This is a genomic window from Streptomyces sp. NPDC089424, from assembly GCF_044749345.1.
Taxonomy (GTDB): Bacteria; Actinomycetota; Actinomycetes; order Streptomycetales; family Streptomycetaceae; genus Streptomyces.
The window spans coordinates 91,921-116,730 of sequence record NZ_JBIVHU010000010.1 but is presented as its reverse complement, the minus strand read 5'-3'; the positions used below and the strand labels follow the sequence as shown (position 1 = coordinate 116,730).

General features: G+C 73.0%; 19 protein-coding genes. 12 read left to right on the top strand and 7 right to left on the bottom strand.

Features of this window, described 5'->3' with window-relative positions; all coding sequences use genetic code 11:
• Positions 1–195 precede the first annotated feature (195 nt).
• From ACIP2X_RS33360 to ACIP2X_RS33345, 4 genes are all read right to left on the bottom strand, one after another.
• Positions 196–2,451, bottom strand: coding sequence for a heavy metal translocating P-type ATPase (locus ACIP2X_RS33360; protein WP_401680538.1), 2,256 nt, complete (start codon positions 2,449–2,451; stop codon positions 196–198).
• A 103-nt stretch (positions 2,452–2,554) separates the two neighbouring features.
• Positions 2,555–2,794 carry a heavy-metal-associated domain-containing protein gene (locus ACIP2X_RS33355; protein WP_365454154.1) on the bottom strand — a complete coding sequence of 80 codons (240 nt, stop codon included), beginning with the start codon at positions 2,792–2,794 and terminating at the stop codon, positions 2,555–2,557.
• A gap of 72 nt (positions 2,795–2,866) precedes the next feature.
• The gene (locus tag ACIP2X_RS33350) at positions 2,867–3,817 is read right to left on the bottom strand and encodes a PrsW family glutamic-type intramembrane protease (RefSeq protein WP_401680535.1); all 951 of its coding nucleotides are present in this window, start codon (positions 3,815–3,817) and stop codon (positions 2,867–2,869) included.
• Positions 3,818–3,964: 147 nt separating this feature from the next.
• Positions 3,965–4,621 (bottom strand): TetR family transcriptional regulator, encoded by a 657-nt coding sequence (locus ACIP2X_RS33345; RefSeq protein WP_401680532.1) that lies wholly within the window; start codon positions 4,619–4,621, stop codon positions 3,965–3,967.
• Positions 4,622–4,793: 172 nt separating this feature from the next.
• On the opposite strand from ACIP2X_RS33345, the gene ACIP2X_RS33340 reads away from it, so the two are divergent.
• The gene (locus ACIP2X_RS33340) at positions 4,794–7,031 is read left to right on the top strand and encodes an MMPL family transporter (RefSeq protein ID WP_401680529.1); all 2,238 of its coding nucleotides are present in this window, start codon (positions 4,794–4,796) and stop codon (positions 7,029–7,031) included.
• An 852-nt stretch (positions 7,032–7,883) separates the two neighbouring features.
• Positions 7,884–8,927, top strand: coding sequence for a zinc-dependent alcohol dehydrogenase family protein (locus tag ACIP2X_RS33335; RefSeq protein ID WP_401680526.1), 1,044 nt, complete (start codon positions 7,884–7,886; stop codon positions 8,925–8,927).
• A gap of 18 nt (positions 8,928–8,945) precedes the next feature.
• Here the strand turns inward: ACIP2X_RS33335 and ACIP2X_RS33330 are convergent, their stop codons facing one another.
• Both ACIP2X_RS33330 and ACIP2X_RS33325 read right to left on the bottom strand, forming a co-directional pair.
• Positions 8,946–9,521: a GNAT family N-acetyltransferase gene (locus ACIP2X_RS33330; protein WP_401680523.1), complete on the bottom strand. Its 576-nt coding sequence runs from the start codon at positions 9,519–9,521 to the stop codon at positions 8,946–8,948.
• Positions 9,522–9,598: 77 nt separating this feature from the next.
• Entirely contained in the window at positions 9,599–9,799 is a 201-nt protein-coding gene (locus ACIP2X_RS33325; RefSeq protein ID WP_393104968.1) for a helix-turn-helix transcriptional regulator, read from the bottom strand.
• Between the two features lie 394 nt (positions 9,800–10,193).
• Between ACIP2X_RS33325 and iolC the strand changes: the two genes are divergently transcribed.
• The 9 genes from iolC (at position 10,194) to ACIP2X_RS33280 (ending at position 23,675) form a co-directional block, all read left to right on the top strand.
• Positions 10,194–11,186, top strand: coding sequence for a 5-dehydro-2-deoxygluconokinase (gene iolC, locus ACIP2X_RS33320; RefSeq protein ID WP_401680520.1), 993 nt, complete (start codon positions 10,194–10,196; stop codon positions 11,184–11,186).
• A complete protein-coding gene (locus ACIP2X_RS33315) occupies positions 11,183–12,064 on the top strand; it encodes a deoxyribose-phosphate aldolase (RefSeq protein ID WP_401680517.1) in 882 nt (293 codons plus the stop codon). The genes iolC and ACIP2X_RS33315 overlap by 4 nt, the downstream gene beginning before the upstream one ends.
• 7 nt (positions 12,065–12,071) lie before the next feature.
• Entirely contained in the window at positions 12,072–12,893 is an 822-nt protein-coding gene (gene iolB, locus ACIP2X_RS33310; protein WP_401680514.1) for a 5-deoxy-glucuronate isomerase, read from the top strand.
• The gene (gene iolD, locus ACIP2X_RS33305) at positions 12,890–14,767 is read left to right on the top strand and encodes a 3D-(3,5/4)-trihydroxycyclohexane-1,2-dione acylhydrolase (decyclizing) (protein WP_401680511.1); all 1,878 of its coding nucleotides are present in this window, start codon (positions 12,890–12,892) and stop codon (positions 14,765–14,767) included. Before iolB ends, iolD begins: the two co-directional genes overlap by 4 nt.
• A 14-nt stretch (positions 14,768–14,781) precedes the next feature.
• Complete coding sequence (gene mmsA / locus ACIP2X_RS33300; protein WP_401680508.1) at positions 14,782–16,284, top strand: CoA-acylating methylmalonate-semialdehyde dehydrogenase; 1,503 nt, start codon at positions 14,782–14,784, stop codon at positions 16,282–16,284.
• 121 nt (positions 16,285–16,405) lie between these two features.
• Positions 16,406–19,057 (top strand): alpha/beta fold hydrolase, encoded by a 2,652-nt coding sequence (locus tag ACIP2X_RS33295; protein ID WP_401680505.1) that lies wholly within the window; start codon positions 16,406–16,408, stop codon positions 19,055–19,057.
• Positions 19,054–19,932 carry an ABC transporter permease gene (locus ACIP2X_RS33290; RefSeq protein ID WP_401680502.1) on the top strand — a complete coding sequence of 293 codons (879 nt, stop codon included), beginning with the start codon at positions 19,054–19,056 and terminating at the stop codon, positions 19,930–19,932. Before ACIP2X_RS33295 ends, ACIP2X_RS33290 begins: the two co-directional genes overlap by 4 nt.
• A 160-nt stretch (positions 19,933–20,092) precedes the next feature.
• Complete coding sequence (locus tag ACIP2X_RS33285) at positions 20,093–21,640, top strand: von Willebrand factor type A domain-containing protein (RefSeq protein ID WP_401680499.1); 1,548 nt, start codon at positions 20,093–20,095, stop codon at positions 21,638–21,640.
• A gap of 106 nt (positions 21,641–21,746) precedes the next feature.
• On the top strand, positions 21,747–23,675 hold the full coding sequence (locus tag ACIP2X_RS33280) for an AMP-dependent synthetase/ligase (RefSeq protein ID WP_401680496.1): 1,929 nt from the start codon (positions 21,747–21,749) through the stop codon (positions 23,673–23,675).
• A gap of 83 nt (positions 23,676–23,758) precedes the next feature.
• Here ACIP2X_RS33280 and ACIP2X_RS33275 read toward each other — a convergent pair whose 3' ends face one another.
• A complete protein-coding gene (locus ACIP2X_RS33275; protein ID WP_365460249.1) occupies positions 23,759–24,154 on the bottom strand; it encodes a rodlin in 396 nt (131 codons plus the stop codon).
• 246 nt (positions 24,155–24,400) lie between these two features.
• On the opposite strand from ACIP2X_RS33275, the gene ACIP2X_RS33270 reads away from it, so the two are divergent.
• Positions 24,401–24,796, top strand: a complete 396-nt coding sequence (locus ACIP2X_RS33270; RefSeq protein ID WP_401680492.1) for a rodlin — start codon at positions 24,401–24,403, stop codon at positions 24,794–24,796.
• Positions 24,797–24,810 lie beyond the last annotated feature (14 nt).

The following is a 24,810-nucleotide window of genomic DNA, read 5'->3' as shown; positions in this document are numbered from 1 at the left end:
CCTTCGAACCCCTTCGATGGTTACGTTCACACCACTGTGATCTGCGTCTCTTGCATATGTCCCGTTAGATACGCAAGGGCCCCGATACGAAGAACCGGGCCCAAGCGTAAGGATGATGCGCGAGCCTTGTGAAGAGCTTATGTGAGGCTCGCGCCGTACTGAAGGGGGATCCTGCGTTTCCGTGGAACTCCCGGCTCAGCGGAACGCCCGCAGCCGCAAACTGTTCGTCACGACGAACACGGACGACAGGGCCATCGCGGCCCCCGCGATCATCGGGTTCAGCAGACCCGCCGCGGCCAGCGGCAGCGCGGCCAGGTTGTAGCCGAAGGCCCAGACGAGGTTCCCCTTGATGGTGGCGAGGGTGCGGCGGGACAGCCGGATCGCGTCCGCCGCCGCCCGCAGGTCGCCCCGGACGAGGGTCAGGTCGCCCGCCTCGATCGCCGCGTCGGTGCCCGTGCCCATCGCCAGCCCCAGGTCGGCGGTGGCGAGCGCGGCCGCGTCGTTGACGCCGTCGCCCACCATGGCGACCGTCCGCCCCTCGGCCTGCAACCGCCGTACGACCTCGACCTTGTCCTCGGGCAGCACCTCGGCGATCACCTGGTCGATCCCGACGCTCTCGGCCACCGTCTCGGCGACCCGCCGGTTGTCACCGGTCAGCAGCACCGGGGTGAGCCCGAGCTCGCGCAGCTCACGCACGGCCTGCGCACTGGTCTCCTTCACGGAGTCCGCGACCGCGAGCACCCCGCGCGCGACCCCGCCCCAGCCGACCACGACGGCCGTACGGCCGCTGCTCTCGGCCTTGTCGCGGGCGCGCGCCAGTTCCTGCGGCAGGTCGTCGAACAGGCGCCCCACGGACACCTCGACGCCCTCCACCTGGCCGCGTACGCCCCGTCCGGGCACGTTCTCGAACCGCTCGGCCGGCGGCAGCTCCCCGACCCGCGCCGCGGCACCGGCGGCCACCGCGCGCGCGACCGGGTGCTCGGAGGCGTGTTCGAGGGCGCCCGCGAGGCGCAGCACCTCCCGCTCGTCGGCGCCTTCGGCGACGTACACCTCCTGGAGGGTCATCCGGCCGGTCGTCACCGTGCCGGTCTTGTCCAGGACCACGGTGTCCACCCGGCGCGTGGACTCCAGGACCTCGGGGCCCTTGATCAGGATGCCCAGCTGCGCGCCGCGGCCCGTGCCGACCATCAGGGCGGTCGGGGTGGCCAGGCCCAGGGCGCACGGGCAGGCGATGATCAGGACGGCGACGGCCGCGGTGAAGGCGCCGACGCTGTCGTCGGTCGCGCCGAGCCACACGCCGAAGGTGGCGGTCGCCAGCAGCAGCACGACGGGGACGAAGAACCCCGCGACCTGGTCCGCGAGCCGCTGCACCTGCGCCTTGCCGTTCTGGGCCTCCTCGACCAGCCGGGCCATCCGCGCGAGCTGTGTCTCGGCGCCGACCCGGGTCGCCTCGACGACCAGCCTGCCGCCGGCGTTGACGGTCGCGCCCGCCACCGTGTCCCCGGTCGTCACGTCCACCGGCACCGACTCGCCGGTCAGCATCGCGACGTCGACCGCGGAGGCGCCCTCGACGACGACGCCGTCGGTGGCGATCTTCTCCCCGGGGCGTACGACGAACCGGTCGCCGACGGCCAGTTCGGCCACCGGCACGCGCACCTCGCGCCCGTCGCGCAGCACCGCCACGTCCTTCGCGCCGAGCTCCAGCAGGGCCCGTAGCGCGGCGCCCGCCCTGCGCTTGGAGCGGGCCTCCAGATAGCGGCCGAGGAGGATGAAGGCGGTGACTCCGGCGGCCACCTCGAGGTAGATCGCCGAGGCGCCGTCCGCGCGCGAGACGGTGAACTCGAAGGGGTGGCGCATGCCGGGCATGCCCGCGTGGCCGAAGAACAGCGCCCACAGGGACCAGCCGAACGCGGCCAGCGTGCCCACCGAGACGAGGGTGTCCATGGTGGCGGCGCCGTGCCGTGCGTTGGTCCAGGCGGCCTGGTGGAACGGCAGGGCGCCCCAGACGACGACGGGCGCGGCGAGGGTGAGGGACAGCCACTGCCAGTTGTCGAACTGGAGGGCCGGGATCATGGCGAGGAGGACGACGGGGGCGGAGAGCAGCGCGGAGACGATCAGGCGCCGGCGCAGGGGAGCGAGCTCGGGGTCCCGCGGCGCCTCGTCCGGATCCGGTGGTGGCGGGGTGGGTTCCGCGGCGGTGTAGCCGGTCTTCACGACGGTGGCTATCAGGTCGGCGACCTCGGTTCCGGCCGGGTAGCTGATCCGGGCCTTCTCCGTGGCGTAGTTCACCGTGGCGCTGACGCCGTCCATCCGGTTGAGCTTCTTCTCGACGCGGGCCGCGCAGGAGGCGCAGGTCATGCCGCCGATCAGCAGTTCGACCTCGGAGACCGGCGTGGCTATGGAGGTCCCTGGGGGCGTTTCCGTGGAGGTCCGTGTGGTGGTGCTGGTCATGTCCGACTCCGACTCCGACTCCGACTCCAGACGACGTACCGGACCGTACGGGACCGGCCCCGGGGGGCGGCTCGCCGGTACGGCCCGGTGCGGGCGAGCGTGCTCAGGCGCGGCCGACCAGCTCGAAGCCGGCCTCGTCGACGGCCGCGCGGACGGCCTCCTCGTCCAGTGCGGCGGCGGAGACGACCGTGACCTCGCCGCTGGCCGCGACGGCCTTCACCGAGCTGACGCCGGGCAACTGGGAGATCTCGCCGGAGACGGCGCCTTCACAGTGCCCGCAGCTCATCCCGCTCACCTTGTAGACGGCGGTGACGGAACCGGGGGTGTCGGTCTGCGCGGTCATGTCGTACTCCTCGTCGAGGCAGATGGGACGGACGGGGTCCAGAGGGTCCCCGGTACACTCAAGACTATACCCCTAGGGGGTACTTCTCCAGGAGGGGTCGCGGCGGGTCAGTGTGCTCGCCCAGGCGAGGCCGAGCAGCGCCACGACGATCAGCCCGCCCACCGAGAGCAGCGCGAAGAGGTGCTGCTGCGCCTCGGTGGGGTGCGCGATGTAGCCCTCCGTGAACAGGCGCCGGCCGGGCTCGCCGCCGGTCAGCCGGACCACCAGCCAGACGGCGATGCCATGGGTGGACTCCGCGAGGGTGTGCAGCAGTGCCACGCCCAGGTAGGTCGCGGCGACCGTGCCGGTGAGGCGGAAGCGTCCGTTCGGGTGACGGCAGGCGAGCAGGACGCCACCGGCGATCGCCGTCCACAGGCCCTGCCCGACGGACGCCGGCACGCCGCGCAGGATCTCCGTCTCCAGCAGCTCCCCGAGGTCGAGGCCCGGGGTGCCCGCGGCCGCGTGGAAGGCGTACCCGACGCCCTCCATGGCCGCGAAGCCGAGGCCGACGGCCGCGCCCAGCACGAGCCCGGCCCGCAGTCCGCGGATCCGGGTCTGCCGGCGCAGGACGAACAGCAGGGCCCCCAGCTTCATCGCCTCCTCGGCGAGGCCGAGAACGGCGAACATCCGCGGGGACGGGTACAGCAGCAGGTCCTTCGTCAGGGCGGCGCCCAGGATCCCGAGGGTCCCGCCGGTGAGGAAGCAGCCGAGGATCACGTTGACGCCCAGGTCGCGACCGTGCCGCTCGCAGGCCCACAGCACGAAGGTGACGGGGACCAGGAAGCTGCCCAGGAGGACGAGGGTCGGCAGCAGGGCGGTGCTCCCGCTCACCTGGACGGCGAGCGCGGTCGACGCCCAGAGTGCCAGCCCGCTCCACAGGCAGCGCCGCCACAGGCCGGGCCTGATGCGGGGGTAGGACGGCGGAGGCTGCTGCGGACTCGGAATCCGGGCGCGGGGGGCGCCGGGTGGCGGGAACTGGGTCACGGCGGTCCCCTCGTGCTCCTGTGTTGCTGCTCCCGGTGGAGCGATTTGTCCGAACCGTATGCGTGTGCGGCGCGTGCCGCATTCCGGCCGGGAGGAGTGAGGGGGTGTGCGGGGGCGGCCCACCGCCGGGCGGGAGTGCCCCGGCGCTCAAGGGGTGTGAGCGCCGGTCAGGGGCTCCAGGTAGCGGGTCAGCAGGTTCTTGATCTCCTGGACGTACGCCTCGCGCTCGGCGCCCTGGTGGGCCAGCACCAGCTCCAGGCCGGCCTTGTAGACGCCCAGGCAGACATGCGCGGTGCGGGTGACGTCGGCCGGGGACGTGTCGCTGAGCAGCGAGGTGAGCAGGGTCTCCACGCGCAGCAGCAGGGCCGCGTGCAGGGCGTCGTGCTCCTCGGCGATCCGGCCCGGGATGTCCGGACCGTGCATCAGGGCGAAGAAGACCGGGTGGCGGCAGTTGAAGTCGATGAGCCGGTCGACGGTGGAGTCGATGGCCTGCGTGAGGGGGGTCGCGGGCTCGACGGGCGCGAGCGCCTCGCCGTAGGTCTCCCGCATCTCGTGCATCAGCCGGTCGCCCAGCTCGATCGCGATCGCTTCCTTGTTCGGGAAGAACTGGTAGAGCGTGCCCGGCGAGACGCCTGCCTCGCGGGCGATGGCGTTGGTGCTCGCCGCCGTGTACCCGGTGGTGCAGAAGACGGAGGCCGCGGCCTCCAGCAACTGGGCGATGCGGCGCTCGCCGCGCGCCTGCCGCCGGCGCGGCCTGGTGTCCGCCGCCTGCTCCTGGGTCGGCTTCTCGGTCTTCTCGGGCACGCGTGATCCCCAGCTCTCCGAACGCGATTGACAAACGCGAGTGCCCGCTCGCATTCTGGTGGAACGCGAGCGATCTCTCGTGTTTTCGAGTGTATGGCCATGGCGGACCCATGCCCCTGACCGAGCACGTCCGGGCAGGCGGAACGGGTCATGGTGAAGGGGACACCGCACGATGACCGAAGTCAACACAGCACCGCGCCGTAGGCCCCCCGGGCGCTGGACGCGCCTGGTGACCGCCCGGCCCCGCCTGTCGCTGCTGGCAGCACTCGTGCTGACCGTGCTCGCGGTGCTGGCCGGGAGCGGTGTCGCCGACCGGCTGGGCAGCGGCGGCTGGGAGGACCCGGACGCGCAGTCGACGTACGCGACGAAGGCCCTGGAGCGCGAGTTCCCCGGCTCCCAGCCGAATCTGCTGCTCCTCGTGGACGCCGGCCGGGCCTCGGTGGACGATCCGGAGGTGGCAGCGGCGGCCGGGCGCCTCACCGCCCGCCTGGCCGGCGAGAAGGGCGTGGTGGGCGTCGGTTCCTACTGGCGGTCCAAGTCGCCGGCCCTGCGCGCCGAGGACGGGCACGAGGCGCTGATCGCCGCCCGGATCACCGGCGACGAGAAGACCGCAGGCGAGACCCTGGAGCGCATCGCGCCCGCGCTGCGCGGCGCCCACGGCCCGCTGGAGGTCAGGCTCGGCGGCCGGGTGGCGGTGCAGCACGAGATGCAGACGATCATCCAGGAGGACCTGACCCGGGCCGAACTGATCGCCCTGCCGGTGACGCTGCTGCTGCTGGTGACGGTCTTCGGCAGCGCGGTCGCCGCCCTGCTCCCGCTGGGTATCGGCATCGTGGCGATCCTGGGGACCAACGCCGTGCTGCGCGGGCTCACGGAGTTCACCGACGTCTCGGTCTTCGCGCTGAACCTCACCACGGCCCTCGGTCTCGGCCTGGCCATCGACTACGCGCTGTTCATCGTGCGCCGCTTCCGCGAGGAACTGTCCGCGGGAGCCGACCCGTCGACGGCCGTCGGCACCACCCTGCGCACGGCCGGGCGCACGGTCCTTTTCTCCGCGCTGACGGTCGCGGTCTCCCTGGCGGCGATGCTGGTCTTCCCGCAGTACTTCCTGCGCTCCTTCGCCTACGCCGGCATCGCCGTGGTCCTGCTGGCCGCGGCGGCCGCGCTGATCCTGCTCCCGGCGGCGCTGGTGCTGCTCGGCCACCGGGTGAACGCGCTCGACCTGCGCCGCGTCCTGCGCCGGGGCCGGCGGCCCGCGCCGGCCCCCGAGGGCGGCGGCGCCTGGGGGCGTACGGCGTCCCTGGTGATGCGCCGCGCCCCCTACTTCGCGCTCGGCACCACAGCGGTGCTGCTCCTGCTGGGACTGCCCTTCCTGGGCGTGAAGTTCGGCACCGCGGACGACCGGCAGCTGCCCTCGGGCGCCGAGTCCCACGTCGTCCAGGAGCACCTCAGGGACGGTTTCCCGGGCAGCCCCGGCGGCGGCCTGGAGGTGCTGGCCGAGGGCGCGGCGACCGAGGCGCAGTACGCGGCCTACAAGCAGCGGATCGCGGGGCTGCCGGAGGTGCTCCGGGTGGAAGGACCGCTGGTGAACGGGGACGCGGCGTACTTCACGGTGCAGCCGAGGGGAGAGGCGGTGGACGAGCCGGCCCAGCGGCTGGTGGACGAACTGCGCGCGACCGAGGCCCCCTTCGAGACGAGCGTGACCGGCACGGCGGCGGTCCTGGTCGACTCCAAGGGCGCCATCGGCGAACGTCTGCCCTGGGCGCTGGCCTGCATCGCCGTCGTGACCCTGCTGCTGGTCTTCCTCCTCACCGGCAGCGTGCTGATACCCGTCCAGGCCGTGCTGCTCAACGCCCTCAGCCTCACCGCGATGTTCGGGGCCGTCGTCTGGGTCTTCCAGGACGGCCACCTCTCCGGCCTCCTCGGCTTCACCAGCCCCGGCTCCATCGAGACGACGCTGCCCGTCCTGATGTTCTGCGTGGCCTTCGGCCTCTCCATGGACTACGGGGTGTTCCTGCTCTCGCGCATCAAGGAGGAGTACGACCACACCGGCGACCACGAGCGCGCCGTGCGGTTCGGCCTGCAGCGCACCGGCGGGCTGATCACCGCGGCGGCCGTCATCCTGGCCGTCGTGATGGTCGCGATCGGCACCTCCCGCGTCACCAACACCAAGATGCTCGGGCTCGGGATCGCCCTCGCGGTCGTGATGGACGCGATGGTCGTGCGCAGCCTGCTGGTCCCGGCCGTCATGCGACTGACGGGCCGCGCCACCTGGTGGGCACCTGGACCCCTGCGCCGACTCCACTCCCGCGTCGGCCTCACCGAGACGGAACAGCCCCCGACACCGAACCCGACCCCCACGGAGAAGGAGAGCCAGCCCCCACGCGACAGGGTGACGACCGGAAGTTAGCCGGGTCGGAGGGGGGCCCGAGGCGGGGAGCGTCGGGTCGCGCGGCCCCGGGGTGGGGGCCTGGCGCCTGCCGCGCGGGCCTTGGACCTGGCGTCCGGCGGGCCGGGTGATGCCGGGGTCAGGTCGCGGCATCCGTCTGGGCCGGGCATGCCAGGGCGCGGGGCGGAGTACGTCTTGGGCGTGGGCGTGCCCGGGGGCGGAGATGCGGCTTACGCCCGAGGCGTGGGGGAGCGTCGGGTCGCGCGGCCCCGAGGTGGGGGCCTGGCGCCTGCCGCGCGGGCCTTGGACGTGGCGTCCGGCGGGCCAGGTGATGCAGGGGGAAGGACGCGGAGTGCGGCTGGGGCGCGAGTGTGCCCGGGACTCGGACACGGCCTCCGGCCAGGGCGTCGGGTCGCGGACCTTGGGGTTGGGGGCCTGGCCTGTTGGCGGGGCTCGGACGCGGCGCCACGGCCAAGACCTGGGCCAGGACGCGACGTAAGGCCCAGGTCAGGCCGGGTTATGTCGGGGCGAAGGACACGGCAACGGCGTACGGCCAAAGCGTCAGCCTGCCCGAGGCTTCGACGCGGTGTACGGCCAAGTCCTGGGGTATGCCTGAGGCGGAAGGCGGCGTGCGGCAAGTCCTGGGGTATGCCCGAGGCGGAAGGCGGCGTGCGGCAAGTCCTGGGGTATGCCCGAGGCGGAAGGCGGCGTGCGGCAAGTCCTGGGGTATGCCTGAGGCGGAAGGTGGCGTACGGCCAAGGTCTGGAGTCTGCCGGAGGCAAGGCGCGGCGCACGGTCAAGGTCTGGTCGGTCGGGGCTCCGGTGTGCCCGGGTGCTGGATCCGGGTCGTGGGGACGAAGGCGAGGGTGTCGGATGCGGGCTGTGGTGTTCGAGCGGTTCGGGGAACCCGCCGAGGTGCGGGAGGTGGCCGATCCGCGACCCGCGGAGCACGGGGTCGTGGTGCGGGTGGAGGCCACCGGCCTGTGCCGCAGCGACTGGCACGGCTGGCAGGGCCACGACCCCGACATCACGCTGCCCCACGTGCCCGGCCATGAACTCGCCGGTGTCGTGGCGGAGGCCGGCGCACGGGTCACCCGCTGGCGGCCCGGCGACCGGGTCACCGTTCCGTTCGCCTGCGCCTGCGGCACCTGCCCGTCCTGCGCCGCCGGCGACCAGCAGGTGTGCGAGCGGCAGACGCAACCCGGCTTCACGCACTGGGGCTCGTTCGCCCAGTACGTGGCGCTGGACCACGCCGACGGAAACCTCGTCGCCGTCCCCGAGGGCCTGAGTTTCGCGACGGCGGCCTCCCTGGGCTGCCGGTTCGCGACGGCGTTCCGCGCGGTCGTGCAGCAGGGCCGGGTCGCGCCGGGCGAGTGGGTCGCGGTGCACGGCTGCGGGGGAGTGGGCCTGTCGGCCGTGATGATCGCGGCGGCCTCGGGAGCGAGGGTGGTCGCGGTCGACATCTCGGCACGGGCACTGGAGCTGGCCCGGACGTTCGGCGCGACGGAGTGCGTGGACGCGTCCCGCACGCCGGACACGGCGAGCGCGATCCACGACCTCACAGCGGGCGGCGCCCACCTCTCCCTCGACGCGCTCGGATCCCCCGCCACCTGCGCCGCCTCCGTGGGCGGCCTGCGTCGCCGGGGCCGGCACATCCAGGTCGGCCTGCTCCCCTCGCCCACGGGCACCACACCGGTCCCCATGGCCCGCGCGGTGGCCCTGGAGCTGGAGTTGCTCGGCAGCCACGGCATGGCGGCCCACAGCTACCCCCCGATGCTGGCGGCGGTTCGGGCGGGCACCCTGCGCCCCGACCTCCTCGTGACCGCGACCATCCCCCTGGCCGCTGCCCCGCCGGCCCTCGCGGCGCTGGGCAGCACACCGGGCGCGGGGGTGACGGTCATCGAACCCTGGCGCTGACCCCGCCTCCCCGCACCCCTACGCCGCCGCCGCGTCGGCGTACCCCCGGTGGACCGCCCACTCCCGGTCGAGGACCGCCATCAGCACCTCGTCGACCCACTTCCCGTCCCGCAGGGCCGACTCCCGCCGCACACCCTCGACCACGAAGCCCACCTTCCGGTAGACGCGCAGGGCGCGGTCGTTGTCGCCGTGCGCCTCCAGGTGGACGCGGTGCAGCCCGAGCCGTTCGAAGCCGTGGCCGACGACGAGCCGGGTGGCCTCCGTGCCGAGGCCCCGGCCGCGACCGCGCGGGCCGACGAGGGTGCGGAAGTTGCAGCTGCGGGTGTGGGGATCCCACTCGTTCAGCACGACCTCGCCGACGACCTCGCCGGTGTCACGGTCGGTCACGGCGAGATCGAGCCGGTCGGGCTGCACGGACCGGGAGCCGTACCAGGACCGCACCCCCTCCCGGGTGACCTCGGTGGTCGGGTCGAAGGTGAAGCGGATGACCTCGGGATCGCTCAGGATCTCCCACATCGCGTCCGCGTCGGCCGCCGTGAACGGCCGCAGCACGGCTCTCTCGCCGCGGAGCACGGGCTTGTCGGAGAAGCTCATGCGCATGACTGTGCCCCACGCGGACGTGGGGCACCACGGATATCTCGCCGGGCGGACGGCTCACGGGCGGCGGCCGGTCACTCCGTCCGCCGCCCGCGGTTGCCGGGCCGGGAGGCGACCCAGGCGCGGACGGTGTCGGCGTACCAGTAGGGCTTGCCGCCCTCCACGTGGTCGGGCGGGGGCAGCAGCCCGTGCTTGCGGTAGGACCGCACGGTGTCCGGCTGCACCTTGATGTGGGCCGCGATCTCTTTGTACGACCAGAGCCTTCGGTCGGTCATGAGTGCACCTCCCTGCGCGTGCCGCGGCGGCGGCCGTGGACCGGCCGTCCGGGGGAGCCGGGCGCTGCGCTGGCGATCAATCACCAAGCCTGTGCCCGCCCAACGACGGAGAGTGACGGCTGGACAGCGGCTGTGGGACGGGTGTGACATGCGGCCCGCGTACACCGGACATGTGTGACAAGGGAGTGGCGTTTGTGACAGAGGTGAAGCAAAGGAGCACGCTGGGGTGCCGGGCGGGGCGCGTTGACATGAGGGCGCCGCCGAGCCCGGCGCCACCCGGCGCAGGCCCCTCGTCCGAATGTCTGGACAAACTATTGACAGGCCTCCCGCGCGGAGACTAGAAACCGGGAGAGAGCCGCCGACGGAGGCGTGACGGGAACGCGAAGGGATCTCGATGGCGTACGACCTGATCACCATGGGGCGGATCGGCGTGGACCTCTACCCGCTGCAGACCGGCGTCCCGCTCCCCCAGGTGACGTCCTTCGGGAAGTTCCTCGGCGGATCCGCGACCAACGTCGCCGTGGCCGCCGCCCGCCTGGGCCGGCGTACCGCGGTGATCACCCGGACCGGCGACGACCCGTTCGGCACCTATCTGCACGAGGCGCTGCGGGACTTCGGCGTCGACGACCGCTGGGTCACCCCGGTGCCCGGACTGCCGACCCCCGTCACCTTCTGCGAGGTCTTCCCGCCGGACGACTTCCCGCTGTACTTCTACCGGCAGCCCAAGGCCCCGGACCTGGAGATCGACGCCCACGAGCTCGACCTCGACGCCGTCCACGCGGCGCGCATCTTCTGGATGACCGGCACCGGCCTGAGCGAGGAGCCCAGCCGGACGGCGACGCTCGCGGCCCTCGCCCATCGCGACAGATCCGGCACCACGGTCTTCGACCTCGACTGGCGTCCCATGTTCTGGCGGGACCCGGACGCGGCCCGCCCCTTCTACACCGAGGCCCTGAAGCACACCACCGTCGCCGTCGGCAATCTCGACGAGGTGGAGATCGCCACCGGCGTCCGCGAACCGCACGCGGCGGCCGCGGCACTGCTCGACGCCGGGGTCTCCGTGGCCGTCGTCAAGCAGGGCCCCAAGGGCGTCCTAGCCGTCAGCAGCGCGGGTGAGTCGGTCGAGGTCCCGCCGCTGCCGGTGGACGTCCTCAACGGCCTCGGTGCCGGCGACGCCTTCGGCGGCTCGCTCTGCCACGGCCTGCTGGCCGGCTGGGACCTGGAGAAGACCATGCGGCACGCCAACGCCGCGGGCGCCATCGTCGCCTCCCGCCTGGAGTGCTCCTCCGCGATGCCGACCCAGGCCGAGGTGGCCGCGGCCCTCAGCGCGGGCGCCGTGCGCGCCGCCACCCCGGCCCCCGCCGACCGGACGGGAGCCTCCAAGTGACCGTCGACATCGCGCACCTCGTGCGCACCCGCACCCACCACCCCGAGGCGATCGCCGAGGCCGCCGCCCGCCGGGTCCGCCGCCCGCTGATCGAGGCCGACGGCCGCCTCATGATCGTCGCCGCCGACCATCCGGCCCGCGGCGCGCTCGGTGTCGGCGACCGCAAGATGGCCATGGCGCACCGCGGCGACCTGCTCGAACGCCTCTGCCTTGCGCTCGGCCGCCCCGGCGTCGACGGGGTCCTCGCCACCGCCGACATCCTCGACGACCTGCTGCTGCTCGGCGCCCTGGACGGCAAGGTCGTCATGGGCTCGATGAACCGCGGCGGCCTCCAGGGCGCCCGCTTCGAGCTCGACGACCGCTTCACCGGCCACCGCCCCGAGGACATCCAGCGCCTCGGGTTCGACGCCGGCAAGCTGCTGCTGCGCATCGACTACGACGACCCGGGCTCCCTGACCACCCTGGAGTCCACCGCCCGCGCCATCGACGACATGGCGGCGCGCCGGCTGCCGGTCTTCGTCGAGCCGTTCATCAGCCGCCGCGACACCGGCGGCAAGCTGCGCAACGACCTGTCCGCCGACGCCGTCGCCCGGTCCATCGCCATCGCCTCGGGGCTCGGCGGCAGTTCGGCCTACACCTGGCTGAAGGTCCCGGTCACCGAGAACCCCGACGACATGGCCCGGGTCATGGCGACCTCGACGCTGCCCGCCGTGCTGCTCGGCGGCGACGTCGGTGACGACCAGGACGGCGCGTACGAGAAGTGGCGCGGCGCCCTCCAGCTCCCCACCGTGCGGGGACTGGTGGTCGGCCGTTCGCTGCTCTACCCGGTGGACGGCGATGTGGCCGCCGCCGTGGACACCGCCGTAGGACTGCTGTGAGGGCCGCATGAGCAACGAGTTGTACGTCCCGAAGGGCGCCACCGCCGACGCGTACTACGCGCTCGACATCGACCCGAAGCTGGCCGGCTGGACCCACAGCAGCCTGCGGATCGTCGAGCTGGAGGCGGGCGGCACGCACACCTTCACCACCGGGGACAGCGAGTGGATCGTGCTGCCCCTGCAAGGCGGTTGCACCGTGCGCGTGGGCGACGCGGTGTTCGACCTGCTGGGCCGGGAGAGCGTCTTCGCCGGAGTCTCGGACTTCGCGTACGTCCCCCGTGACGCCCAGGCCCAGATCACCTCCGGCGCGGGAGGCCGCTTCGCCCTGGCAGGAGCGAAGTGCGAGCGACGACTCCCCGCTCGCTACGGCCCCGCGCCGGAGGTCCCCGTCGAGGAGCGCGGCAGCGGCAACTGCGCCCGGCGGGTGCGCAACTTCGCCTCCGCGGACGCCTTCACGTGCGACAAGCTCATCGCCGTCGAGGTGATCACCCCCGGTGGCAACTGGTCCTCGTACCCGCCGCACAAGCACGACGAGCACCGGCCGGGCGAGGAGTCCGAGCTGGAGGAGATCTACTACTTCGAGATCGACGGCCCGAACGGCCTCGGCTACCAGCGGGTGTTCCCCTCCCGCGAGGGCGGCGCCGACGTGCTCGCCGAGGTCCGCACCGGCGACGCGGTCCTCGTCCCCGACGGCTGGCACGGGCCCTCCATCGCCCAGCCGGGCCACGACATGTACTACCTCAACGTCATGGCGGGGCCGGGCGGAACCCGGGAGTGGCGGATCTGCTTCCACCCGGACCACGTCGACAGCACAGGGGGTTACCGATGACCATCAGGCTCACGGTCGCACAGGCGCTCGTACGCTTCCTCTCCGTCCAGTACACCGAGCGGGACGGCGCACGGCAGCGGCTCATCGGCGCCACCTGGGGCATCTTCGGGCACGGCAACGTCGCCGGGATCGGCCAGGCGCTGGTCGAGTACGCGGACGACATGCCCTACCTCCAGGGCCGCAACGAGCAGGCCATGGTGCACGCGGCGGTCGGCTACGCCCGCCAGGCGAACCGCCTGTCCACCCACGCCGTGACCACCTCCATCGGCCCCGGCGCCACCAACCTGGTCACCGGCGCCGCCCTCGCCACCGTCAACCACCTGCCGGTGCTGCTGCTGCCGGGCGACACCTTCGCCACCCGCCCCGCCGACCCGGTCCTCCAGCAGCTCGAAGTGCCCTACGCCGGCGACGTGTCCGTCAACGACAGCCTGCGCCCGGTGTCGAGGTACTTCGACCGCGTCACCCGCCCCGAAGCGCTGATCCCGGCGGCGCTCCAGGCCGTGCGCGTGCTCACCGACCCGGTCGAGACGGGCGCGGTCACGCTCGCCCTCCCGCAGGACGTGCAGGCGGAGGCGTACGACTGGCCCGAGGAGTTCTTCGCCGAGCGCGTCTGGGTGGTGCGCCGGCCGGGCGCGGACCCGACCGAGCTCGCCGAGGCCGTGCGCACGATCCGGGCCGCCCGGCGGCCGCTGCTGATCGCCGGCGGCGGAGTGCACCACAGCCGCGCCGAGAGCGCGCTGGCCGAGTTCGCCGAGGCCACCGGCATCCCGGTCGCCTCCACCCAGGCCGGCAAGGGCTCCCTGCCCTACGACCATCCCCAGGACGTCGGCGGCATCGGCCACACCGGCACCGCCACCGCCGACGAACTGGCCCGCACGGCCGACCTGGTGATCGGCGTCGGCACCCGCTACACCGACTTCACCACCGCGTCCGGAACGCTCTTCGCCGACCCCGACGTCCGGTTCCTGAACCTCAACATCGCCGCCTACGACGGCCACAAGCTCGCCGGATCGCCTCTGATCGCGGACGCGCGCAGCGGCCTGGCCCAGCTGACCGAGGCACTCGCGCTGCACGCCCACCGGGTCCCGGAGGCGTACGTCAGCCGGTACACCGAGGACAAGGCGGGCTGGGAGCGGCGCGTCGACGCCGCCTACGAGGCCGCCGAACCCACCGCGCGGCCGACCCAGACACAGGTGCTGGGCGCGCTGGACGCCCTGGTGGACGAGACGGACGTGATCATCAACGCGGCCGGTTCGATGCCGGGCGACCTGCACAAACTGTGGCGGGCCCGGTCAGCCGACCAGTACCACCTGGAGTACGGCTACTCCTGCATGGGCTACGAGATCCCGGCCGCGATCGGCGTAAAGCTGGCGGCGCCGGGCCGGCCGGTGTGGGCCCTGGTCGGCGACGGCACCTACCTCATGATGCCGACGGAGATCGTGACCGCCGTGCAGGAGGGCATCGCGATCAAGGTGCTGCTGGTGCAGAACCACGGGTACGCGTCCATCGGAGGCCTCTCCGAGGCGACCGGCGCCGAGCGCTTCGGGACCGCCTACCGCTACCGCGAGGGCGACGGCAGGTACTCGGGCGCCCCGCTCCCGGTGGACCTGGCCGCCAACGCCGAGAGCCTCGGCATGCGGGTGCTGCGCGCCCGGACCGTGGAGGACCTGCGCGCGGCGCTCGCCGAGGCGCGGGCCGCGGACACTCCCACATGTGTCTACGTCGAGACCGAAACGGCAGACACAGTGTCGGGCGCGCCCGAGGCGCAGGCCTGGTGGGATGTACCTGTGGCCGAGACCGCGACCCGATCGTCCGCGGTCAAGGCACGTGAGCTGTACGAACGGCACGTCTCGACCCGACGCCGCCATCTGTGAAGGAGTAACCGGTCATGACGAAGATCGTCAACCACTGGATCGGCGGCAAGTCCGCCGACGGCGCGTCGGGCACGTTCGGTCCGGTCACGGACCCGGCCACCGGCGCGGTCACCACCAAGGTCGCGTTCGCCTCGGTCGACGAGGTGGACGCGGCGGTCGCGACCGCGAAGGAGGCGTTCCTGACCTGGGGCCAGTCCTCGCTGGCCCAGCGCACCACGATCCTCTTCCGCTTCCGTGCCCTGCTGGACGAGCACCGCGACGAGATCGCCGAGCTGATCACCGCCGAGCACGGCAAGGTGCACTCCGACGCCCTCGGTGAGGTGGCGCGCGGCCTGGAGATCGTGGACCTGGCCTGCGGGATCAACGTGCAGCTGAAGGGTGAGCTGTCGACCCAGGTGGCCAGCCGCGTCGACGTGGCCTCGCTGCGCCAGCCGCTCGGTGTCGTCGCGGGCATCACGCCGTTCAACTTCCCGGCGATGGTGCCGATGTGGATGTTCCCGCTCGCCATCGCGTGCGGCAACACCTTCGTGCTGAAGCCCTCCGAGAAGGACCCGTCGGCCTCCGTCCGGCTGGCCGAGCTGCTGACCGAGGCGGGCCTGCCGGACGGCGTCTTCAACGTCGTGCACGGCGACAAGGTCGCCGTCGACCGTCTGCTGGAGCACCCCGACGTCAAGGCGGTGTCCTTCGTCGGCTCCACCCCGATCGCCCGCTACATCCACACCACGGCCTCCGCGAACGGCAAGCGCGTCCAGGCCCTCGGCGGCGCCAAGAACCACATGCTGGTCCTGCCGGACGCCGACCTGGACGCGGCCGCCGACGCGGCGGTCTCGGCTGCGTACGGCTCGGCGGGCGAGCGCTGCATGGCGATCTCGGCCGTCGTCGCGGTCGGTTCGATCGGCGACGAGCTGGTGGAGAAGATCCGCGAGCGCGCCGAGAAGATCAAGATCGGTCCCGGCAACGACGCGACCTCCGAGATGGGCCCGCTGATCACCAAGGTCCACCGCGACAAGGTGGCCTCCTACGTGGAGGGCGCCGCCGCCGAGGGCTGCGAGGTCGTGCTGGACGGCACCGGCTACACCGTCGACGGCTTCGAGGACGGCCACTGGATCGGCATCTCCCTGCTCGACAAGGTGCCGACCTCGGCGAAGGCCTACCAGGACGAGATCTTCGGCCCGGTGCTGTGCGTGCTGCGCGCGGAGACCTACGAGGACGGCCTGGCGCTGATCAACGCCTCCCCGTTCGGCAACGGCACCGCGATCTTCACCCGGGACGGCGGCGCCGCCCGCCGCTTCCAGCTGGAGGTCGAGGCCGGCATGGTCGGCGTGAACGTCCCGATCCCGGTCCCCGTCGGCTACCACTCCTTCGGCGGCTGGAAGGACTCCCTCTTCGGGGACCACCACATCTACGGCAACGACGGCACGCACTTCTACACCCGCGGCAAGGTCGTCACCACCCGCTGGCCCGACCCGGCGGACGGTCCCGCGGGCGTGGACCTGGGCTTCCCGCGCAACCACTGACGCGCGCCGCCGCGTACCGCGAGCGCGGTACGCGGCACGGGCCCCGTACTCCCCTGGGAGGGCACCGGGTTCAGACCGTGAGCGGTCAGTGGGCGACAGGTTCGCCCCGTACCGTTGACGCATGGATCTTCGCTCGCCCGGACTGCGCGGGCTGCTGCGGCGGCCACGGCGGCTGGTGGCCGCCGCGGCCGCCGTCGTCGTGCTCGCCGGTGCCGGTACGTGGACGGCCGTCGCCGACGACGACGCGCCCGCCGTACGCCGCACCGACCGGGTGCTGCCCGGGGCCGGCGGGGTGCGCGTCGACACCTCCTGGTTCACCACCGATGCCACCGGCCGCCGCCCCGCGGTGCTGCTGGGCCACGGCTTCGGCGGCAGCAAGGACGACGTACGGCAGCAGGCGGAGGACCTGGCCCGCGACGGCTACGCCGTGCTGACCTGGTCGGCACGCGGCTTCGGCGCTTCCACCGGCCGGATCGGGCTGAACGACCCCCAGGGCGAGGTCGCCGACGTCTCGAAGCTTCTCGACTGGCTGGCCGGGCAGCCGCAGGTCGCGCTGGACAAGGCCGGCGACCCCCGCGTCGGCATGGCGGGCGGCTCCTACGGCGGCGCGATCGCACTGCTGACCGCGGGCCACGACGACCGCGTCGACGCCGTCGCCCCCGCGATCACCTACTGGAACCTGGCCGACGCCCTCTTCCCGAACGGCGTCTTCAAGAAGCTGTGGGCCGGTGTCTTCGTCAACTCCGGTGGCGGCTGCGCGAAGTTCGAGCCCCGGCTGTGCGCGATGTACGAGCGGGTCGCCGAGTCCGGCACCCCCGACGCCGCGGCACGCGCACTGCTGGAGGAACGCTCGCCGTCGGCCGTCGGCGACCGCATCGACGTACCGACCCTGCTGATCCAGGGCCAGTCGGACTCCCTGTTCCCGCTCGGCCAGGCCGACGCGGCCGCCCAGGCCGTCCGGGCCAACGGCGCCCCCGTCGACGTCGACTGGATCGCCGGCGGCCACGACGGCGGCGACCTCGAGACCGACCGCGTCCAGCAGCGCGTCACGGCCTGGTTCGACCGGTACCTCAAGGGCGACGAAGGCGCCGCCACCGGCCCCGCCTTCCGCGTCACCCGCACCGGAGGCGTCGACTCCACCGACGGCCAGGCCCTGCTGCGGGGCGCGAGCGCGGACACCTACCCCGGCCTGGGGAGCGGACGGCGCGCGGTGGCCCTCACCGGACGCGAGCAGACCTTCGACAACCCGCCCGGCGCCGGACCGCCCGCCGTCTCCGCCCTGCCCGGCCTCGGTGCCGGCGGCGGCCTCGCGCAGCTCTCCGCGCTCGGCGTCGGCATCTCGCTCGACTTCCCGGGCCAGCACGCGCGGTTCGAGTCGGCGCCGCTGACCGAGGACCTGCGCGTCACGGGATCCCCGACGGCAACCGTCCATGTGAGGTCCAGCAGCGCGGACGCCGTCCTCTTCGCCAAGGTCTACGACGTCGGCCCCGACGGCCGACAGCAGGTGCTGCCCTCCCAGCTGGTCACGCCCGTGCGGGTCACGGGCGCCAAGGCCGGCAAGGACGTGACGCTCACCCTCCCCGCCGTCGACCACGAGGTCGGCAAGGGCCACCGGCTGCGCCTGGTCCTCGCCTCGACCGACCTGGCGTACGCCTCCCCGGCGGCGCCGGCGACCTACACCGTCTCCCTCAGGGGCGGCCTGTCGGTGCCGACGGCCCCCGAGGTGACGGCGGCCGCCACGCCGCTGCCCGCCTGGGTGTGGTGGCTGCCGCTGACCGGCGCCGCGGTCGCCCTGGCGCTGCTGCTCTCCGCCCGCCGCCGCACCGCCACGCCGCCGCCCGACCCCGCGCTGTCCGACGTACCGCTGCTGATCACCGACCTGAGCAAGCGGTACGCCCGGTCGTCGGACCGGTACGCGGTCAAGGACCTCTCCTTCCGTGTGGAGAAGGGCCAGGTGCTCGGCCTGCTCGGCCCGAACGGCGCGGGCAAGACCACCACCCTGCGCATGCTGATGGGACTGATCAGGCCGGACGGCGGCGAGATCCGCGTCTTCGGGCACGCCATCCGCCCCGGCGCACCCGTGCTGTCCCGGGTCGGCGCCTTCGTGGAGGGCGCGGGCTTCCTGCCGCACCTGTCCGGCCGGGAGAACCTGGAGCTGTACTGGCGGGCCACCGGCCGACCCGCCGAGGACGCCCACCTCGACGAGGCGCTGGAGATCGCCGGCCTCGGCGACGCGCTGGCCCGCACGGTGCGCACCTACTCCCAGGGCATGCGCCAGCGCCTCGCCATCGCCCAGGCCATGCTGGGCCTGCCGGACCTGCTCATCCTCGACGAACCGACCAACGGCCTCGACCCGCCGCAGATCCGCGAGATGCGCGAGGTGATGATCCGGTACGCGGCCGCCGGCCGCACGGTGATCGTCTCCAGCCATCTCCTGTCGGAGGTCGAGCAGTCCTGCACGCATCTCGTCGTGATGGACCGGGGCCGGCTCGTGCAGGCGGGCCCGGTGGGCGAGATCGTCGGCTCCGGGGACACCCTCCTCGTCGGCACGGGCACCCCCGTGGAGGAGCCGGTCGCCGAGAAGATCGCCGCCCTGCCGGGCGTCGCCTCGGCCGTCGTCACCGGCGACGGACTGCTGGTCCGGCTGGACGCCGGCGGCAGCGCCTCGCGGCTGGTCGCCGAACTGGTACGGCTGGAGGTGCCGGTCGCCTCGGTCGGCCCGCACCGCCGCCTGGAGGACGCGTTCCTCACCCTGATCGGAGGTTCCGCATGAGCGGCAGCACCCTCGCCGACCGCACCGACGCCGCGGAGACCGCGTCCGGCTACCGGGCGGGCCGCACCCTGCCCCTGCGGGTGGAGCTGGTCCGCCAGCTCAAGCGGCGCCGCACGATGGTCATGTTCGCCGTCCTCGCCGTCCTGCCCTTCGTCCTGGTCGTCGCCTTCGCGATCGGCGGCGAGCCGGACGGCGGCGGCGACCGGATCACCCTGATGGACACGGCCACCGCGTCGGCGGCCAACTTCGCCGCGGTGAACCTGTTCGTGTCGGCGGGCTTCCTGCTGGTCATCCCGGTCGCCCTGTTCTGCGGCGACACCGTCGCCTCGGAGGCCGGCTGGTCCTCGCTGCGCTATCTGCTCGCCGCACCCGTGCCACGCGCCCGGCTGCTGTGGTCCAAGCTCGTCGTCGGCCTCGGCCTGAGCCTGGCCGCCATGGTCATGCTGCCGGTCGTCGCGCTGGCCGTCGGCGTCGCCGCCTACGGGTGGGGTCCGCTGCGGATACCCACCGGCGGAGCGCTCGACGCGGGCACGGCGGCGCAGCGGCTCGTGGTCGTCGTGGCGTATCTGTTCGTGTCCCAACTGGTCACCGCCGGACTGGCGTTCTGGCTGTCCACCCGGACGGACGCGCCGCTCGGCGCGGTCGGCGGCGCGGTCGGCCTGACCATCGTCGGCAACGTCCTGGACGCGGTCACCGCCCTCGGCGACTGGCGCCACTTCCTGCCCGCGCACTGGCAGTTCGCCTGGGCGGACGCCGTACAGCCCGAGCCGCAGTGGTCCGGCATGATCCAGGGCACCGCGATCTCCGTTACCTACGCACTCGTGCTGTTCGCGCTGGCCTTCCGGGGTTTCGCTCGCAAGGACGTCGTCTCGTAGGTCTCCGGAAGATCACCCACCGGTCTCGGCGGGCCCGCTCCGTAGCCCCTTCGAGACGCAAGCGCAACGCTCCGTCGCGCACGTTCCGGCCCCCCGTGCCGTCACAGTCACTGACGTCGAGGTTCGACGGGCTGGTCAACGGACACAGGGGGCACGCGAGATGAAGCGCTATCGGACACGGCGGCTCAGCGGGGCGCTGCTCGCGCTCACCACGGCGGGCGGTCTGCTTCTGACCGGCTGCGGAGCGGGGGACGCCGGACACGACAGCCGGGCCGACCGGGCGCAGGAGGCCGACGGGTTCCCGGCCCCGGCCCCGCCCGCGCCGGACTCCGGCGAGGTGAGCGGGGAGCACCGCGAGGACGGCACGGACCGCGAGTTCGCGCCGGAACCCGACTACCTCTCCACCTTCGCCCTCGACGTCGACACCGCCTCCTACGGCTACGCCCGCCGCACCCTCGCCGAGGGCGGCCGGCCGCACCCGTCCACGATCCGTCCGGAGGAGTTCGTCAACAGCTTCCGCCAGGACTACGAGCGCCCCGACGGCAACGGCTTCTCGGTGACGGTCGACGGCGCCCGCACCGCCGCGGCGGACTGGTCCCTGGTCCGCGTCGGCCTCGCCACCCGGCCGGCCCGGCACGAGGGCGCGCGTCCGCCCGCCGCCCTCACCTTCGTCCTCGACGTCTCCGGCTCGATGTCCGAGCCCGGCCGGCTGGACCTCGCCAAGGAGTCCCTCGGCGTCATGACCGACCGGCTCCGCGACGACGACTCGGTCGCGCTGGTCACCTTCAGCGACGAAGCCGAGACGGTGCTGCCGATGACCCGGCTCGGCGGCAACCGCGGCCGGATCCGCGACGCGGTCTCCGCCCTGGAGGTCCAGCAGTCCACCAACCTCGGCGCCGGTGTGGAGACCGGGTACGCCACGGCCGTCGAGGGCCTGCGCGAGGGCGCCACCAACCGGGTCGTCCTCGTCTCCGACGCCCTCGCCAACACCGGCGACACCGACGCCGACACGATCCTGGAGCGCATCGACGGTGCCCGCCGCGAGCACGGCATCACCCTCTTCGGCGTGGGCGTCGGCAGCGAGTACGGCGACGAGCTGATGGAACGCCTCGCCGACCGGGGCGACGGCCACACGACGTACGTCTCGACCGCCGAGGAGGCCCGCGAGGTGTTCTGCGAGGAACTCCCGCGCCACGTCGACCTCACCGCCCGCGACGCCAAGGCGCAGGTCGCCTTCGACCCTCAGACGGTCTCCCAATTCCGTCTGATCGGCTACGAGAACCGGGAGGTCGCCGACGAGGACTTCCGCGACGACCGCGTCGACGGCGGCGAGGTCGGCCCCGGCCACACGGTCACCGCCCTGTACGCGGTCCGCGTCAGGCCCGGCGCCGACGGCCACCTCGCCACGGCCACCGTCCGCTGGCTCGACCCCGCCACCCGCGCCCCGCACGAGGAGTCGGGCCGGCTGGAGGCGGTGACGCTCAGCGACTCGGTGCGCGGCGCGTCCGCCCGCTTCCAGGTCACGGCGGTGGCCGCGTACTTCGCCGACGCCCTGCGCCGTGAGGACTCCCGCCACAGCCCGCTGCCCGGCGCGCCGGGGATGCGCGAACTGGCCGAGCACGCCGACGACCTGGCGCGGCGCACCGAGGACCGGGAGGTGCGGCAGCTGGCGACCGCCATCGACCAGGCCCGGGGCATCACCTACTGACGCCCGGTGTCCGGCGGCGGGTTCACGCGCGACCCATTGACCTTTCCTTACTTCCGGGTAAGTTGACCTTGCGTCACCACCGTGCACCGGCAACGCGGGAGCCGCCATGGGCGTACGCAAGGATCTGAAGCGGGCCAAGCGGCGCACCGACCTGTCGGCCCGCGCCGAGGTCGAGCTGATCAGGGACGAGACCGGCACCGTACGGGAGGCGCACGTCCCGCCGCTGGCGCAGCGCCCCACCGCCGGCAGCATCGCCGACATCCCCTACACCAACGCGGCCGAGGCGCCCGGCGCGGTGGTGCTGCGGCGCCGGACGGCCGACGGCACCTGGGCGCCGGTGACCGCCGCCGCCCTCGCCCAGGAGGTCACCGCCGTCGCCAAGGGCCTGATCGCCGCGGGCCTCGAACCCGGCGGCCGGGTCGCGGTCATGTCCCGCACCCGCTACGAGTGGACGGTCCTGGACTTCGCCGTCTGGGCGGCCGGCGGCCGGACCGTCCCCCTCTACCCCACCTCGTCCGCGCAGCAGGTGGAGTGGATCGTGCGCGACTCAGGCGCCCGGTACGTCTTCGCCGAGACCGCCGAGAACGCGGCGACCGTCACCGCCGCGACGGCCGGCCACACCCCCGCGCCCCGCATCTGGCAGATCGACGCCGACGCCCTCACCGACCTGGTCCTCCTCGGCGAGAACCTCCCCGACGAGGAGGTCACCAAGCGCCGTACCGCCCTGACCCCCGGCACGGTCGCGACGATCTGCTACACCTCCGGCACCACCGGCCGGCCCAAGGGCTGCGTCCTGACCCACGCCAACCTGCACGCGGAGGCCGCGAACACCGTCGAGTTGCTGCACCCGGTCTTCGAGGCGGTCACCCGCCGGACCGCCTCGACGCTCCTGTTCCTCCCGCTCGCCCACATCCTCGGCCGGACCCTCCAGATCGCGTGCCTGCTGGCGCGGATCGAGATCGGCCACTGCCCGAGCGTGAAACCCGACGAACTCCGCCCGATGCTGCGGGAGTTCCGGCCCACCTTCCTGGTCGGCGTCCCCTACCTGTTCGAGAAGATCCACGACACCGGCCGCGCCACCGCCGAGAAGATCGGCCGCGGTGCCTCCTTCGACCGGGCCGACCGGATCGCCGTCCGCTTCGCGCAGGCGTACCTGAGGAAGTTCCTCGGCACCGGCAAGGGCCCCGGCCCCGGCCTGTACGCCGCCTGGGCGCTGTACGACCTGCTGGTCTACCGCCGGGTCCGCAAGGAACTCGGGGGCCGGCTGCGCTACGCCATCAGCGGCGGCTCCCCGCTGGAGCGGGACCTCAACCTGTTCTTCCACGCGGCCGGCATCGTCGTCTACGAGGGCTACGGCCTGACCGAGACCACCGCCGCGGCCACCGTCGTCCCGCCCCTGGCACCCCGCCCCGGCACGGTCGGCACACCCGTCCCCGGCACCGGCGTACGGATCGCAGCCGACGGCGAGGTGCTGATCAGCGGCGGCATCGTCTTCGCGGGCTACTGGAACGACCCGGAGGCCACCGGCGCGGTCCTGACCGGCGGCTGGTTCGCCACCGGCGACCTCGGCGCCCTCGACGAGGACGGCTACCTCACCATCACCGGCCGCAAGAAGGACATCCTCGTCACCTCCGGCGGCAAGAACGTCTCCCCGTCGATCCTGGAGGACCGGCTGCGCAGCCGCTCACCGATCGGCCAGTGCCTGGTCGTCGGCGACAACCGCCCCTACGTCGGTGCCCTGATCACCCTCGATCCCGACGCCGTCGCCCACTGGCTGGCAGTCCACGGGCTGCCCCCGGACACCCCCCTGTCCGCCGTCCGCCAGGACCCCCGCCTGCGCGCCGCCGTCCAGAAGGCCGTCGACCACGCGAACGAGGCCGTCTCCCGCGCCGAGTCGATCCGGGCCTTCGCCCTCGTCGAGGGCGACTTCACCGAGGACAACGGCATGCTGACCCCGTCCCTGAAGGTACGGCGGCACGCGGTGACGACGGCGTACGCCAAGGAGATCGAGGAACTCTACGCGGCCGGCGGCTGACCCCCGGGGCCTCCGCCGCACGGGCCCCGGCACGCAAAAGGGCGGGCCGCCGAGATGCTCGGCGGCCCGCCCTCGTGACTAGGTCACTCGCCGTTGGCCGACAGGACCGACACGTCCTCCAGCAGGTGCGCCAGCGCACCGTCACGCTTGGCGTTGGTGGAGTTCTCGGCGCACTGCTGCTGCGTGTGGTCCGACAGGATCGGGATGTCCTTGATCGGAATGCCGACCAGCGCACCCGCACCGACGGGCAGGTCGTTCACGGCGATGCAGGGCTTGTTGAAGGAGCCCTGGATCAGCGCCATCTGCGGGCTCATGTTCCCGTACGTGGACGAGTTGCCGAAGCTCTGCAGCGCGCCGTTGCCGTTCGCGGCGGTCGGGCCGCTGTCGTCGCCGACAGCCATGGCACCCGGGGCCGCGGCGGCCGAGGCACCCATGACGGAAGCGGCGATCGCAGCGGTGGCAACAACCTTCTTGATCACTGGCCAGTCCTTTCTGAGGAAACCCCGTCCACCGGAGCGTTCTGGTCAACTGCACGGGCACTTCGCGGTTTCTCCGCATCACTCTCCCGGCCGATGCCCCAGCCCTTTGTGTGTTCGTCGGCACCCGTGATTATCAGGCGTTTGGACGGGAGGCCGGGCCAACCGGGTGAACATCCGCAACCAATCATCCGAGCCCGGGTTGATGAGGCCGTAGGACATGCGTCGCTACGAGGAAAGGAACGCGAAGTGCTCAAGAAGGCAATGGTCGCCGCGGCGGCTGCCGCTTCCGTCATCGGTATGTCGGTGGCGGCTGCCCCCCAGGCGCTTGCCGTCGGGGACGACTCCGGGCCGTCCGTGGCCAACGGCAACGGCGCGTCGTCGTCGTTCGGCAACTCGGCGACCAAGGGCGACATGAGCCCTCAGCTCTCGCTGGTCGACGGGTCGCTGAACAAGCCGTGCCTGGCTGTGCAGGACGTCCCCGTCGGCGTCGCCGCCGCCATCGGTGTCGTGGCCCAGGACATCCCGGTCCTGTCCGACCACACGCAGCAGCAGTGCGCGGACAACTCCACGAACACCAAGCGTGACGCCGCTCTCAGCCACATCCTGGAGGACCTCTCGGTCCTTTCGGCGAACGGCGGCTGAGTTCCCACTCGCGC

What these genes read in the sequence shown, in the direction of transcription:
- ACIP2X_RS33360 (WP_401680538.1), bottom strand. Translation starts at nt 2,451, where the DNA reads ATGACCAGCACCACCACACGGACCTCCACGGAAACGCCCCCAGGGACC.
- ACIP2X_RS33355 (WP_365454154.1), bottom strand. Translation starts at nt 2,794, where the DNA reads ATGACCGCGCAGACCGACACCCCCGGTTCCGTCACCGCCGTCTACAAG.
- ACIP2X_RS33340 (WP_401680529.1), top strand. Translation starts at nt 4,794, where the DNA reads ATGACCGAAGTCAACACAGCACCGCGCCGTAGGCCCCCCGGGCGCTGG.
- ACIP2X_RS33335 (WP_401680526.1), top strand. Translation starts at nt 7,884, where the DNA reads ATGCGGGCTGTGGTGTTCGAGCGGTTCGGGGAACCCGCCGAGGTGCGG.
- ACIP2X_RS33330 (WP_401680523.1), bottom strand. Translation starts at nt 9,521, where the DNA reads ATGAGCTTCTCCGACAAGCCCGTGCTCCGCGGCGAGAGAGCCGTGCTG.
- ACIP2X_RS33325 (WP_393104968.1), bottom strand. Translation starts at nt 9,799, where the DNA reads ATGACCGACCGAAGGCTCTGGTCGTACAAAGAGATCGCGGCCCACATC.
- iolC (WP_401680520.1), top strand. Translation starts at nt 10,194, where the DNA reads ATGGCGTACGACCTGATCACCATGGGGCGGATCGGCGTGGACCTCTAC.
- iolB (WP_401680514.1), top strand. Translation starts at nt 12,072, where the DNA reads ATGAGCAACGAGTTGTACGTCCCGAAGGGCGCCACCGCCGACGCGTAC.
- iolD (WP_401680511.1), top strand. Translation starts at nt 12,890, where the DNA reads ATGACCATCAGGCTCACGGTCGCACAGGCGCTCGTACGCTTCCTCTCC.
- mmsA (WP_401680508.1), top strand. Translation starts at nt 14,782, where the DNA reads ATGACGAAGATCGTCAACCACTGGATCGGCGGCAAGTCCGCCGACGGC.
- ACIP2X_RS33295 (WP_401680505.1), top strand. Translation starts at nt 16,406, where the DNA reads ATGGATCTTCGCTCGCCCGGACTGCGCGGGCTGCTGCGGCGGCCACGG.
- ACIP2X_RS33290 (WP_401680502.1), top strand. Translation starts at nt 19,054, where the DNA reads ATGAGCGGCAGCACCCTCGCCGACCGCACCGACGCCGCGGAGACCGCG.
- ACIP2X_RS33285 (WP_401680499.1), top strand. Translation starts at nt 20,093, where the DNA reads ATGAAGCGCTATCGGACACGGCGGCTCAGCGGGGCGCTGCTCGCGCTC.
- ACIP2X_RS33280 (WP_401680496.1), top strand. Translation starts at nt 21,747, where the DNA reads ATGGGCGTACGCAAGGATCTGAAGCGGGCCAAGCGGCGCACCGACCTG.